This is a genomic window from Flavobacterium sp. CS20, assembly GCF_018080005.1.
Lineage (GTDB): Bacteria > Bacteroidota > Bacteroidia > Flavobacteriales > Flavobacteriaceae > Psychroflexus.
Window position 1 is genome coordinate 64045 of the sequence record NZ_CP073015.1, and the last position, 14699, is coordinate 78743.

Here is a 14699-nt window from a genome sequence, read left to right on the forward strand (position 1 = left end):
TTATAAAAAGAAATCTCCATTGGCTCTATCCATAGCTGTAAACTGCAACATCCAATAAGGATAAATAGGGTTTAATGCTGTTAGCTCATCCAGGATTTTAACATCTTCTGCATCCATTTCCCAGGTAGTAGTTTTGATGTTGTCTTCCAACTAGTGAGGCTTGGTAGCTCCAATAAGTACGGAAGTTACTCCGGGTTTTCTCAAAAGATAATTTAGGGTCGCTTGTGCTATAGAAGCCTTGTGTTTGTTGGCAATTTTTTCCAACTCATCAACAATAGCATAGCCTTTTTCCGGATCGATTTGAATAAAATTCTGCTCTTCATTGGTTCTTCTTGCTCCTTCCGGCATTGGCTTGTCTTTTCTGTATTTACCGGTTAAAAATCCGCCTCCAAGTGGCGACCAAGGGGTAAAGGCTAGTTTTTGATGCATAGCAAAGCGGTATCAATTTATTCTACATCTCTGGATCGATTTGAGTTACTTACCCCATAATATCTAATTTTTCCTTGTGAAACGAGGTCATCAAGGGTTGAAATGGTTTCTTCAAAAGGAGTAATTGGATCGTAACTATGAAGTACATAATGGTCGATATAGTCGGCACCCAATCGTTTTAAACTGTTGTGACAACTCTCGATAATGTGTTTTCTGGAAAGGCCCACATCATTAATTTCTTTACTCATTCTACCGCGGACTTTGGTAGCAATGATGACATCCTTTCTTTTGTCTTTCACTGCTTTTCCTAAAATATCTTCCGATTGGCCGTGAGAATAAACATCAGCAGAATCGAAGTAATTAATGCCAGAGTCTATGGCGATGTCCACTAATCGCTTGCTATCTTCATAGCCTAGAGAACCTACCACACTCCAGTAGCCACTGCTACCAAAACTCATCGTTCCCATACAAAGTTCTGAAACTAAAATTCCTGAATTTCCTAATTGATTGTACTTCATAGTGATTTAATTTAAAGTGAATGATAAATATTTAAGTGTAAAAGTATATCTTTGAAGATTAAATCGCAAGCGATATATTTTGTTTTAACAAATTTTAGGATTTTGAAATTTTTTACACTGACCGCTAACTAGTATATATCCACAAAAATATACCACTTTTTTAATTTTTAGGCTTGTTTTTATACTTTTTTGCCATTTTATCTAATGGACTTTCTATCTTTTTAGTGCTTTTTTGACTAATATGAGTATAAACTGTAGTCGTTTTGATACTGCTATACTTCAAAAACTTTTGTATATATCTTATGTCTGTCCCGCCTTCTAACAAGTTCTGACTAACGTAAAATTATATCACTATAAATCAGTTGTTTATATTTTATTCAACATTACAATTTTCAATCCAAATTTACTCATTTTACGTTAGTTGAGGGACTAAAGTTTCTATGAGTCTATGAGGGATTGTGCCCAACGGTTTTGTATAAGATTAGTTGCGTGGTTTAAGCAACTAATTTAGTAAATACAAACCGAATAGAAAATCTGCGAGGATTTTCGTAAGTAGGCTTGCACTAGCAATTAATTTTATACGTTGTTGGCAACTGGCTTTGTCAGAATGGTAAATCATCATCTTCAATTCCGTTGTCAGGTTTATTTGGTTTTACATTTTTCATTTCCTTTATTTCGGTCAATTCGTAAGGTAAATTGATTTGGTCGAATTTTCCGGTTTTATGGTTACAATAACTAAACACGCTACAACTAAAGCATTTGTTTGCGTAAGAAATTCTGTCCGCATCTATTTGCATTGATTTAGTTGTTTTAAGACTTTTAACTCGGTTTAATGCATTATTAAGTTTATTAGAATTTGTATTAGTTCGCTCAACTTTTACAATTCTGTATGATGTTATTTTAATTTTCTTTTTAATTCTTCCAGTGTTCGTTTCTATATCAATTAATTCCCAATACCAAGTGATAAAGTAGCCATAGTTTAAATCCATTTTGTCAAATTTTTCCAAATAGGCAAAATGTTTAACCAAATCGCTGTCAAAAGGTGTTTTAGAATCGGCAGAATGAATACTGCTAAATTTCTCTGTTAAAACTATTTTTTTTCCATCATTGGCCTTTAAAATGTAATCTGGTGCTCCAACAATTGATTTTTGGCTATCAGTAAAAAGTTGAAGTAAACTCTTTGAAACATTGTCAACTATAATTTTTGAGCTAAATAAATAATCAAAATCCTTTTTAAGTTCATCATTAATAAGAATGTCAGAATCATCAAATGCTTTTTCGTAATCATTATGTTTATTATAATATCTATGTCTGTCACTAAAGTTTCTTCGATTTCCTAACCATTCATCTTTTTCCCAAGTATCGTTTGCATCTATTTCGTAAGTTTCATTAATTGCATAGCTAACTGGACAAAATAAATATTGACTCAAATCACTTACCGAAATTGTTTTGTTAGGATTGTATATTTTCTTAAAATTCTTTTTTTCTCTTAATTCAAATTCTTCTTGAAAGTTCTTGATATACCTTGCCAGTTTAACACGCGATATATAATCGTCATAGGTTATTGAATCTATTAAATGGCTTTTAAATTGCCTTAATTTTGTAGGCGAGAAATTTAATTGTTCAAAGCATTCATCTATATAATCGATATGCTTTCCAAGGATTATTAAAACATCAGCAAGTCTTATAAAGTAAACTTTTCTATCGGCTGGAAACCACTGTCCATTATATAGAAATCCTGTATTACTGATTTTGGATTGGTCTAATTTTAAAAGCCATTCATAAGCCTCATTATGCTCATTTTTATAACATAAATAACGAACTGTACTTAAAACGGTTTTTCTATAAATATTTCCTTCATATTTGTCGTGTTGATTTGTTCTCGACAAAATATCATTTGCGTCCGAAACTAAATCTGAATTATCCCAATCTTTTATTTTTTCACTATAATCCAACCAAAGTTTGTCGGTTTTTAACGGTTTAAATTTAGGATACGTTTGTGCTAGTTGATTATGTAAATCTCTCGCTTTCTGAAAATTATTTGATTTACGATATACTTGGGCTAGAAAATAGCCATTCCATTCATTTTTTTCCTGTTTCCAAAGTTCTTCATACAGTTCCATTGACTTATCAAAGTTTCCTTCGATTTTGTACTTTTTAGCTGTATTTTTTAATTCTGAAACGGTCATTTTTTAGCTTGTTGCCAACTAGTATATATCCACAAAAATATACCACTTTTTTAATTTTTAGGCTTGTTTTTATACTTTTTTGCCATTTTATCTAATGGACTTTCTATCTTTTTAGTGCTTTTTTGACTAATATGAGTATAAACTGTAGTCGTTTTGATACTGCTATACTTCAAAAACTTTTGTATATATCTTATGTCTGTCCCGCCTTCTAACAAGTTCTGACTAACGTAAAATTATATCACTATAAATCAGTTGTTTATATTTTATTCAACATTTCAATTTTCAATCCAAATTTACTCATTTTACGTTAGCCGAGGGACTAAAGTTTCTATGAGTCTATGAGGGATGGCTACCAACGTCCCGTATAAAAACAGTGCGATGATTGCCGGCGATGATTTTCCGCAGGAAAATTAGACGCAACAAGTACGCACAAACTATCAATTAGAAACTAAGATAGCATTGTTTTTATATGTTGTTGTACACAGTATTTATTCTTCAATTATTATTTTAATTAAGTATATTTTTCCGTTAAACCAATCGTATGCAATGCCATAACCAATTGTTGAGTCAACAAAATCTACCTTTGTTATTGAGTTAAACTTGTCATATAGTGTTGTTTCCCAATTTTTTCCAGAATTATTTGAAATAAACATCGCCCCATCAGGAAAAAATCCTTGCTCAGGATATTGTAATCCAAATCCAATTACAATATCATCTTTATAAACGTGAAAATCATTTATTGATGCTGATATTTCAAATTCCTGTGTTGTTCCAATATTTGACTTTACAACACTTTGTCCTCTAAAATAAAATATATCTTGAAATGGATAGATTTCATACAGATGAGAATTTATTCCTAAATTTAATTGTTCCCAATTAACACCCCAATTTGTACTTTTAATTAGTGTGCCATTTAATCCGCAGGCATAAAGTTCATTGCCTATTTCTATCAAATCATTCCATACATTAAAATCTAGTTCTATTTCAGTCCAAATTGAACCATTGTTCGCCGTTCTTAAAATATGATTACCTAAAGCAAACCCAACATTATTATTTGTAAAATATATTCTTCTTAAATCGCTACCATTAGGAATAGACGTTACTTGAAAGGACATCCCATAATCAGATGTTTTTAAAAGAAAAAAAGGTTGTTCATTTTGACTTTTTGCCAAAACATATCCAACTTGTTTAGAAATAAACTGAATATCTAATAGTTCGTATTCTGATGAATATAGTATTACCCAGTCAACACCTGAATTATTGGTGTTTAGAATTTGACCTTGTGTGTCAATTGCAACCCCATTGTTTTCATCTATAAAATCAATATTAAATATTCCGAAGTTAACAGTAGTTAGCTGAATTTCGATATTGTTTTCAGTTAATTGGATTTTATTGTTTAGAGAATCGTCATCATTAGCACAAGATGTCAAAATCAACGATAATATTATATATTTAAATATTTTTTTCATATTCTGACTAACGTAAAATTATATCACTATAAATCAATTGTTTATATTTTATTCAACATTACAATTTTCAATCCAAATTTACTCATTTTACGTTAGTTGAGGGACTAAAGTTTCTATGAGTCTATGAGGGATTGTGCCCAACGGTTTCCTGCTATAAGCAGTGGCGGTTTTTATTCAGTTACTATTCAGTTAAGTATGAAGATTGCTAAAATCTCAAAACTTTCGTGCCGGAACTTTCCCCGCCATTGCTTATAGCAGATGTTGTAGCACGTACTTTTTCTTGGAGCTATTCTTTGAATTTTTTGTTTATTGAGGTCTCTGTTTTAAAAATAATTAAGAAAACTCCAATTATAAATAATATTATAGCAATAAAATTACTTATGTTATTATTTAAGTGTAACTAATCAGTCCGCAAATTAGCAATAATATTTAGTGTAGATAAAACTGATTGCTGATTTTTTAAACAAGAATCTGTTACAGATCTAAGTATGGCAAAGTTATCACAGCCCTGTTCTGATCTAAATTGTCCAGAGATTTTCTGTTTTACTTTTATATTTCTTATTGCTCTTTCAGAGGCGTTGTTATCTGGAGGTACATCCAGATGATAGAGGAATGTAAAGATATAGTTCCTGTATTTTATAAGTCTTTTTTTAAAAGTTATTAATTCTTTATGTTCTTTTGGCGGATCATGATTTAAGATGATATCCATTCTTTTTTCTATACTTTTCTTTATTGGACAATCCTTGTTAAAGGCTATATCTTTTATATTTTTCTTAAAGTTGATGGCTTTTAAAAATAAGTTTTTGCAAGCTCTACTCCATTTATGATCGCATTTTTCAGTTAGATAGTTTAAATCCCGAAGTAAATGTGCCATGCAAATTTGGTGTGATTGAGCGTTGGTATTGAAATGACTCTTCCAACAATCGTGCACTAACACAGCATTTTCAAAACCATTTTCAAAGGTTTGTTCTATACTTTTTTGTCCTCTATTATCAGTTATGGTAATAAAGGTTGCTTTTTCATTTTGCCATGTCCACGCCCAGTTTTTGTCTCCTGATACTTTTACTCCTGTTTCATCGCTACCGATAGGCGATTTTGAGTTTGCTATTTCTTGTTTTATCAGATTATATGCAGGTTCAGCTTTAGTGACAAGTTTGTTTAATAAATAGTGTATTCCTCCTTCACTTATAGGAATATTAAAAACCGTATTGAACATTTCTTGCATTCTCTTAAAAGGCAAGTATTGTCTGGTATGAAAATATCCTATTAAACTTTCAATATTATTCCCATAGCTTACGGGTGCATTTGCTTGTGATGGATAGTCGCTTTTTGTTTCACAACCGCAAGGACAAACTTTTTTATAAACCTTGTGTTCTGTGACTTTTATTTTTATTTCAGGGATGTCAAATACCTGTCGACTTCCTGCATATTGATGTGGAAGTGATGAAAGGTCGTTTCCACAACAGTTACAATAATCTGGTATGTGTTCTTCTGTAACATCAGGTATCTCAACCATCTTCAAAGTATTGCCTTTTCTTCCTGTTTGCCCACCTGGCTTACGCCCTGTCTTTATTCTTAGGCTTTTCTCTTTGGTCTATTTTCATCCTTTGAGGGTGGTATGGAGCTATTATTACTGTTTTTTGGAGTTTCATATTTGGTCAGTCGTGCTTTAAGTTGACTATTTTCTAATTCTAAAGCAATTAGCTTTTTAGAAAGTTCTTCTACCTTCTGCAAGAGTGATTCTATAAGCTTATCCTTTTCCAACTTTTTTTCTTACAAATGTAGGGTGGTATGTTTGTAACAAACAAATTATTAACCAATTAGTTATCAATCCAAAAAGTTAAAAATGTTGATAAAGGTCTGATTTTTAAAATCAAGCTCTAATGAGTGGCTTATTTGAAATTTTTTTTAAAAAATTGAAATAAGCACAAAGAAAATATATGCTCAGTTTGTATTATCCAAAATTTATAGTCTTATTTTTGACACTGATTAGTTACATTTAAGTTTAATAAATATATTAATAAGGCGGAGATTAGTAAAATTACACCTAGTAAAATAAATAATTTACCTGAATAAAAATGGGCAAAATCCCAGTGTTTTTGACTTTTCATTGAACTTTTAGTTCTATATCCATAGAAAATATTTATTTTTTTTGGGTGATTAAAATAAAACCAAAAACCTGTAATTAAAGTAATCACTGACAGGACGCATAAAATAATAGTTGTGCTGTTATTTTCTAAACTCATAAACATTTTTTTTAATCTTGTTAAAATTGATTTGTTTTTCTATTGGCAACAAATAAATGATAAGTAAAGCTGTTATTGAAAAGAAAAAACTAAAGAGACCGTGAATAAGTATAATTGAAAAGTGAAATAGAACACCGATTACAAAAAGATGTTTTCGGTAATTTTTTTTCATTACGAGAGCCATTGATAATATTACTTCCAATATTATAACGCTCCAAGTTGCAATGGCAATTAATGGACTCTCAATTAGTGGTCTTGAGATTGCATAAAAAAAATCATTTGCACCAAAAACAGGATGTGTAAACCAATAGTAAAGAACAGTACCGTCTTGCCAATGGGGCTCTTTCATTTTTAGTGCCGCAGAAAAAAAGTAAACAACAGAAGCCTGAACCCTGATTGTTATAAAAACAAAAAAGATAAATATTTTGTAATAATCACTAATTTCATTTTTAGGTTTTGACCAATGCCACTTTCTATTGTCAACGAGGCCAAATGGAATAAGAAGTAAAGTTAGTATCGCCGAAATTTGGTCGCCTCCATCAATTACCAGTGCAGATGAAAAAAAGCTAATTGATAACCACCAATGCAGAACTACAGTATATCTTGACCATATGCCAATAATTACAGTTAGTAGAATTAAAATAGCAATTAATTTAGATAATAGTAGATTCTCTCTGAAAATGTAAAAGTAATTATAATTAAAAAGAGGATTAAGTTTTACATTTTTTATAAAAACTTCGTCAAATTGAAATAGAATATCAGTGGAATTAAATATTAAAGTAAGAAGCAGTCCCATAGCCAACAAGCTTCTTGAAATGCCATAGACATTAGTAATATAATTACATCGAGTTATTTTTGATATAAATTTATTCAATTTCAATTTCAATTACCTTATAATGATTTTTTAATTTTTCTTTACTCTTACTCCAAGCCCAAGGAATTGCCTTTTCTTTTTTAAGAAAATAAGTCCCTTTAAAATAATTGTTTTTATTTTTTGTATTATTACTTATAATTACTTTATTTATGTCACAATTTTGTACACTAATCTCATTGCATTTTACAAACTCTTCTTCTTTAATATCAGAAAGAAGTGCAGACATTTGTATTGCTTCGTAGCGTTGCCTCCTTGATAAACCAAAATAATTATTAAACGAGAAGTTTTTATCAGTAATTTTTACAACACTGTCTTTTTCGTCAAATTTGTACATAATAATGTGTTGGGCAATCGTACTTTTTTTTCGTCCGTCTGTCAGCGTTGGCAAAGACATACTCTTTGGCAAGTTTTGGCTTGTGTGTCGGCTGGTGCGACTTGCCAATGTGTATGGCTTTATGCGTTGGCTTTTTCATTTAAGATTCTTTTTCTTTCGTTTTAAGTTCATAATTACCAAGTCTTAATAATGCAACAATTAGCAATAGCATAACTGCTGATGTGTAATTCTTAGTCGTAAAAAAGCAATGAGCAACATTGTTTCTTAAATTCATTCCGTTTGAAGTGAACAGAAATTTAAAAAAGGCAATATCGTCTTCAGGAATCAATGCCTTTAGTTTTTCATTATCCAATAATTTATCGAAACCAATCCTTTCTTCTGTACAATTGTCTTTAATTTCTATTGTCTGAGCACCAATCATTCTTGAGAATTCACGCAATAGTCCTTCAAATTTCAATACCAAACTGTCTATTGCTAATATGTAGCCTTGTGGATTATGATTGTTTGTTTTTAAATCAATTTCTGTTTGAACAAAAAAGCTTTGTAGAGATGGTGAAAGTAGCTCAATCCAATTAAAACCTTGGGTTTCGTTATTTGAATCTATGTAAGTGAAATCTTGACCGTACCAAGAATCATTTTTTAAGTAATCGATTAAACTTTCAAAGGAAATTTTACCACTTTTAATTCCTTTTGAAACAACAAGCCAAATGTGATTAATGGAAAAATTATTTATATGTATTGAATAAGAATTAATAACACCTGATTTATTTTTACTGACGTTTTTGTTAATGTCAAATGTCATTGTTGAAACTAAATCAAGCATAACTGGTTTTATTTCTTCATTCAAGACAGCCGCTTTAGGTAATAAATTATCTAAAATCAAATAACCGTAGATATCCTTAGAATTTCCGTTTTCGATTAATTGAGTAGTTTTTTCCTTAGTAGAATCCCACCATTGGTTTAAAAGCTTATTATATTTCTCGTCTTCCAATTCAAATGAAACTTTTTTAAGGTCAATGGTCTTTTTCGCTTGCTCTAATAAAACAGCAGTTTGTTCAATCTTTTCTTTATTATTAGCCTTTTTATATTCTTCTAAAGCGTTTGTATAATAATGATGAGCAATAAAACCTTTGTTTTTTTCATTTTCGAGTTGTGATATATGATAGTCGCCTAACTTTTCGTGAAATTCACTTGGTGAAGTATTAAGTTTTCGACTAAGAATCACGAGTAATTTTAAATAGCTTTCTAAAACCCTTTCGTCTAAATCGGAAATCTTGTTTTTTGAGTAATCGAAAAATTTTTGAGTAATTGAAGAATCTATTTTTTTGCCATTTTCAATGATAAAATCCATCAACGAATATTTTGTAAAATCGTTTAGTTTATCACTTTCTAAAAGCGAAACCAAATAACTTATAATTTCATCTTTTTTGTGGTTTACAGTTTGGCTAAGGATAAAAAGATTTTTGAAGTACTTGCCAAATGACAAGCATTGCAAATTATCATCAACTGAAAACGAAGAATTTTTTAGAAGCAATAAATAACTTTCAATTGCTTCTTTGGCAAAATCAATGTGTTTCTGTGGACTTAACCAAAGTAGATGATTGTATTTTGCTTTGTATTTTGGGTTTTATATTTTATTTGCTCGTGTTTTGATGTAATCGAAATTATCATCAAATAGCTCTAATGTTGGATAAGCATTTGCACCGCTTTGGAATTTTGGAATATGTTTACCTTCTTCAATGGAAAAGTCAGCAAAGAATAATTCATACGAACATAACTTTTTCGTGTTTTCATCTTTAATTTTATCTCGTAAAGCCGTTATGTATTTGTACGTGTTTAAATCTAAATACTGGAAATTGGTATCATTTTCTAGGTATTCGTAATATTCATCTAAATTCTTAAAATCCATTTTGTAGTAGGGTTTAGATGATTTCAATTTTATCAATCTCTTTCATAAGTCTGTCCGTTTCTGAAAGTGCCACAATGATTTTCTGATAGTGCAAAATGTCGTCAAACTCCAATTTGCGGTTTTTTCGGTCTTTGAGCCATTTTTGGGCGGGTTGATATCCACCAATGTAAAATTTCCAAGCTGTCAATGGTACATTTGCAAAATACTGGGAATCATTGATGAAAACATTTCCTTGTAAAACTCCTGTTTCTTCATTTTTAGGTATCGGAACGTATTTAGGTTTGCCAACTACATTATCTCCGTCCATTGGATATTGCGTAATATATTGCTCCACTTTTGGGCTTTCCAATAAATGGATTTGGCGTATTTCTCCGCCCAATTTTACCAATTGCCAAAAAGTGTCTTTGTCTTTAGGATAAGGCACTCTCGGAAAATCAATTTTTAAAAACTCTTTGTATTTCTCTCGGTATGTTGGTGAATGCAAAACTGCATAGATGTAATCTAAAATGTCAATTGGGGCAAATGTGTTTTCGGTGGTTTCCTTTTCGTTGGTAAAAGTCAAACCTAAACTCTCTGCTATTTGATTGACTATTTCAGTTTTTAAATTTGGCTTTCTTTCATTTGATTGTTCAATGGTTTGTTGTCCGTTGGTTTCGGGGTAAAGGTAAAGAGGGAATAAATTGGTAATAAACCTATCTGCTAGCCGTGCTTCAGTTATATTTTTAGTGATAAATACACTAGTGTATCCTACTTCGTCTTTTTCTTTATTTGTTCTTATCCCTGCAAAACCAATATTATCGCCATTGATAAAGTTTTGCATAACCTTTCTTACTGTTCGCCAAACCAATTTATCTTCATAAAAGACAAAACGATTATCAAAAGGTCGATATGAAATTGGCTTGATATACTTACTTAAATCAGTTTCGTTTTTTATATTATCGTAACCCTGTAATATATCCCAACCTGTCTTTTTCCTAACTTTGAATTCTTTATGTAAAAATTCTGCATCTCTAGGTGAAGATTGAAATTTTTTATAAAATTCTAATAATTCCGCTTTGTTTTCTTGAATAACAAATTCATCGTGTGCAGTGGTTAATCCAACTCCATTAACTAAGAATAAATCATTTACTTGAAATCCCTTATCGTAAGATGCTTTTACTTCAAAATCTTTTTGCACCATAAAATACATTGGTGCTACATTTGATAATTCATTAAAATCAATAGATTGGATTGAGTTTTCATTTAGAAAATCATATTTAAAATCACGTTTGCCATAAAGGTCGTAATGCAGAATTTTACCTAATTCGTTGGCTTTCTTTTTTCCTGTTTTTACAAAAACGTTAATTGAAACTCCTTGTTGAATATCAAAAACATTAGTGTCAACACTTCCGTCTGGTGCAGTTTCTTTTTTCTTGCTGTTTCCGTGTAAATCTATTGTATAAATTTTGTCATATGTTTTAAGTAAATTCCAACGCATTCCCCTGAATGTTGGATTGTCTAAGAATCCGTGAGGATTAATAAAAGCCAAAACTCCACTTCCGTTTTTCTCAATAAAATGTTGACCGTAACGCAAGAACTTCACATAATCATCATTTATCCATTTTGGGTTTCGTTCTTTTAGTTTTTCTTTTCCGCCTGGTTCTTTTTTGTAATCATCCATTAGGCTCATAATCCATTCGCCTTTATTGGCACTTTCTCCGCTATATGGCGGATTTCCAATCACACACATTACTGGCGTATCTCGTTTAATGTGGTTGGCTTCATTGGCTTCTGTGCTCAACCAATTGGCAAATAGAGTTCCTGTGTCTTGGTGGTGTTCTTCTAAGCTGTTGGTCAAATAAACTTTAAAGCGTTGATTTGAAGTTGGTTTAAAGCCTGTTTCGGTCAAAAGCAAATCCAATTTTAAATGTGCCATTGCATAGCTTGCCATTAGCAACTCAAAACCGTTCAAGCGTGGCAATAAATGTGTTTCTACATAATTGCTCCAAATGCCTTGTTGTCCTTGAAATTTTTTGTGAATGTGTTTTACCACTTCTGCCAAGAAAGTTCCTGTACCTGTGGCTGGGTCAAGAATTTGTACTTTGTGTACTTCTTGCTCTATTTGTTTGTAACCTGTTGCCGAACGTTTATCTGCGGTTTGGGTATTTACTTTAATTGTTGTTTTACCGGTGTCGGCAAGTCCTTGCGGTAAATTAAATTCCGTTTTTAGAATGTCGTCAACTGCCCGAACAATAAAATTCACAACGGGTTGCGGTGTGTACCAAACGCCACGAGACTTACGCAATTTTGGGTCGTATTCGCTTAGAAACGTTTCATAAAAATGGATAATCGGGTCTTCCATTTTGGTGGATTTCCCATAGTTCTTTAAAATTTCTTCAACGTTACACGCCAAGAAGATTTCCGAAAGGTTTTCTACTACCCATTTAATTCGGTCGTCAATGTCAGGTCCTGCAATGTAGCCAAACAGTTTTCGTAAAAACGGGTTGGATTTTGGAATCAGTTCAGCCGCTTCTTGTCTGCTAAAATTATCCAAAGTAGGGTCGTGCAAACGAGTCGCAAACATTCCGTAAGCAATGGTTTGTGCGTAAACGTCTGCAAAACCTTGTGGCGTAATGTCGTGAATCAGAATTTGCTTGAAAGCCAACATTTGTTCTTTCAGCGTACTATTCTCTTGATTTTCTTCATCACTGGTCAACGACTTTTCAATAATATCAGAAAGAAGGCGGGCTTTGCCCGCCATCATTTCTGCTAATTTTTTTGAGCTTTTTATCGTTTGACCAACGTGAACGCAAAAATCTTTGATTAGATTTTGAAAGTTGCCAAAGTTCTCAGTTAAAGGTTTAATTCCCTTGTCCGTTATTTCAGCAATGGAAATTTTTGTGATTAATTCGCCTTCTCGGTACAGATGAAAGTTAATGTAGTCCGTGAAAATCAAATTGTTTAGAGAAGCTTTGTATCGGTCAAACTGCTCTTTGTTTCCTGTTTTCTTTGCTCCGTCAAGGTCTTTGTCGCCAATGTCTTTAGCTTCAATAAATCCAACAGGAATATCTTTTTTAGTCAAAATGTAGTCAGGTGCACCGCAACTTTGTCTTTTCGGTTCGTTGGTCGCTCTGATAGTCGGTACCAAACTTTCCAAAAGTTGCTGTAAGTCTCCACGAAAAGTATGTTCGGTTGCGTTTCCGAGTCTGTACCTTTTGTCTAAGTTGTCAATATATTGTTCTAATGTCATTTATTCATTCAATTTCTGTCAGAGCGTTGGCAAAAAACAGCTCTTTTGGTTTTTTCTGCGTTGGCTTTTGTGTCGGCAAAAACCAAATGTGCTGTTTGTGCGGTTGGCTTTCTTTGTATGTTGCCCAACGTCCCGTATAAAAACAGTGCGATGATTGGCGGCGATGATTTTCCGCAGGAAAATCAGACGCAAGAAGTACACACAAACTCTCGAATCGACACTAATATAGCATTGTTTTTATACATTGTTAGCAAATGGTTTATTTTCTAAGATGGACTATAAGAGATCAGTGTTTTATCAAGTTCTTTTAAAGAATCCGGATGAATAATGGTTGTGTCGATTCTCAGTTCAGACTGATCTGTTTTAATTATATAATCTCCCGCAAACTTTCTAACTGTCCGAATTTTATTTAATTCTAATTTCTTGGGGAATAGAGAAGTCCTATAAATAATTCCGTTTTCGATCTTCAAATACTGATTGAAGTATTCAAATGAGTAGTAAGCGATATTCGCAATTGGCAAAAATACCCAGATCCAAAAAGTCCACTCTCTGCTATCGACAAATAGGATATTTACGATCAAAATTATGAACCAGGCAATGACCAACATAAGGTAGAACCTCGACCGTCCTTTTTTGTATTTGATCTTCATTTTTCCTGAATTAAGTAAAGTGATTTATTCGTTTTTTTAACTATTTGCTAACTAGTATATATCCACAAAAATATACCACTTTTTTAATTTTTAGGCTTGTTTTTATACTTTTTTGCCATTTTATCTAATGGACTTTCTATCTTTTTAGTGCTTTTTTGACTAATATGAGTATAAACTGTAGTCGTTTTGATACTGCTATGACTTAAAAACTTTTGTATATATCTTATGTCTGTCCCGCCTTCTAACAAGTTCTGACTAACGTAAAATTATATCACTATAAATCAGTTGTTTATATTTTATTCAACATTACAATTTTCAATCCAAATTTACTCATTTTACGTTAGTTGAGGGACTAAAGTTTCTATGAGTCTATGAGAGATGGCTACCAACGTCCCGTATAAAAACAGTGCGATGATTGCGGCGATGATTTTCCGCAGGAAAATTAGACGCAACAAGTACGCACAAACTATCAATTAGAAACTAAGATAGCATTGTTTTTATATGTTGTTGTACACAGTAGTGTGTCCTGCGTTACTTGGGGATACAAGATAGTGATTAAGTTCATTGAAAACAAGTAACATAACTGTAATTGAGATGAGAGTCTCATTGGTATTTAGAAACGACCCTGGCATTTGTTTCAGGTGGATTCACGTAAAGAGATGATGAGGATTGGTCTCTCGGCTGGGAGTGATTAGGCACACCAGTCAAACCGCCTTATGGGGCTTTCCTTTCACGGGTTGGTCTTGAGCGATAAGGTTAAATGCACTACCTGTGTTGTTTTCAGAGTAGTTTGCTATGGTAGGAGTAAAGAAGCTGAAAGAGACGAGATTGAACCCTTGTAGAAGTGTCGTA

The 14699-nt window shown here is 32.1% G+C and carries 14 protein-coding genes; all 14 read right to left on the minus strand.

Annotated elements, in window-relative coordinates:
* The 14 genes from IGB25_RS00275 to IGB25_RS15300 all read right to left on the minus strand — a co-directional run bounded on the left by IGB25_RS00275 (position 1) and on the right by IGB25_RS15300 (position 14095).
* A complete protein-coding gene (locus tag IGB25_RS00275; RefSeq protein ID WP_211065667.1) occupies positions 1–150 on the minus strand; it encodes a hypothetical protein in 150 nt (49 codons plus the stop codon).
* Positions 151–429, minus strand: coding sequence for an aldo/keto reductase (locus tag IGB25_RS15090; protein WP_211065668.1), 279 nt, complete (start codon positions 427–429; stop codon positions 151–153).
* A 17-nt stretch (positions 430–446) separates the two neighbouring features.
* Positions 447–947: an aldo/keto reductase gene (locus tag IGB25_RS15095; protein ID WP_211065669.1), complete on the minus strand. Its 501-nt coding sequence runs from the start codon at positions 945–947 to the stop codon at positions 447–449.
* A 602-nt stretch (positions 948–1549) separates the two neighbouring features.
* Entirely contained in the window at positions 1550–3136 is a 1587-nt protein-coding gene (locus tag IGB25_RS00290) for a lipopolysaccharide assembly protein LapB (RefSeq protein WP_211065670.1), read from the minus strand.
* Between the two features lie 488 nt (positions 3137–3624).
* On the minus strand, positions 3625–4605 hold the full coding sequence (locus tag IGB25_RS00295) for a hypothetical protein (protein WP_211065671.1): 981 nt from the start codon (positions 4603–4605) through the stop codon (positions 3625–3627).
* A gap of 400 nt (positions 4606–5005) precedes the next feature.
* Complete coding sequence (locus tag IGB25_RS00300) at positions 5006–6178, minus strand: IS66 family transposase (protein ID WP_256437282.1); 1173 nt, start codon at positions 6176–6178, stop codon at positions 5006–5008.
* Positions 6179–6180: 2 nt separating this feature from the next.
* On the minus strand, positions 6181–6369 hold the full coding sequence (locus tag IGB25_RS00305; protein WP_211065673.1) for a hypothetical protein: 189 nt from the start codon (positions 6367–6369) through the stop codon (positions 6181–6183).
* 209 nt (positions 6370–6578) lie between these two features.
* Positions 6579–6857 carry an SdpI family protein gene (locus IGB25_RS15295; protein WP_371815917.1) on the minus strand — a complete coding sequence of 93 codons (279 nt, stop codon included), beginning with the start codon at positions 6855–6857 and terminating at the stop codon, positions 6579–6581.
* Positions 6835–7725 (minus strand): sporulation-delaying protein SdpB family protein, encoded by an 891-nt coding sequence (locus IGB25_RS00315; protein WP_211065675.1) that lies wholly within the window; start codon positions 7723–7725, stop codon positions 6835–6837. Before IGB25_RS00315 ends, IGB25_RS15295 begins: the two co-directional genes overlap by 23 nt.
* On the minus strand, positions 7718–8167 hold the full coding sequence (locus IGB25_RS00320) for an SdpA family antimicrobial peptide system protein (protein WP_211065676.1): 450 nt from the start codon (positions 8165–8167) through the stop codon (positions 7718–7720). The genes IGB25_RS00315 and IGB25_RS00320 overlap by 8 nt, the downstream gene beginning before the upstream one ends.
* 31 nt (positions 8168–8198) lie before the next feature.
* On the minus strand, positions 8199–9410 hold the full coding sequence (locus tag IGB25_RS00325) for a DUF4209 domain-containing protein (protein ID WP_211065677.1): 1212 nt from the start codon (positions 9408–9410) through the stop codon (positions 8199–8201).
* A gap of 276 nt (positions 9411–9686) precedes the next feature.
* Entirely contained in the window at positions 9687–9995 is a 309-nt protein-coding gene (locus IGB25_RS00330) for a hypothetical protein (protein WP_211065678.1), read from the minus strand.
* Entirely contained in the window at positions 9982–13197 is a 3216-nt protein-coding gene (locus IGB25_RS00335; RefSeq protein WP_211065679.1) for a type ISP restriction/modification enzyme, read from the minus strand. Before IGB25_RS00335 ends, IGB25_RS00330 begins: the two co-directional genes overlap by 14 nt.
* A 733-nt stretch (positions 13198–13930) precedes the next feature.
* Positions 13931–14095 carry a tyrosine-type recombinase/integrase gene (locus IGB25_RS15300; RefSeq protein ID WP_211065680.1) on the minus strand — a complete coding sequence of 55 codons (165 nt, stop codon included), beginning with the start codon at positions 14093–14095 and terminating at the stop codon, positions 13931–13933.
* Between the last annotated feature and the right edge of the window lie 604 nt (positions 14096–14699).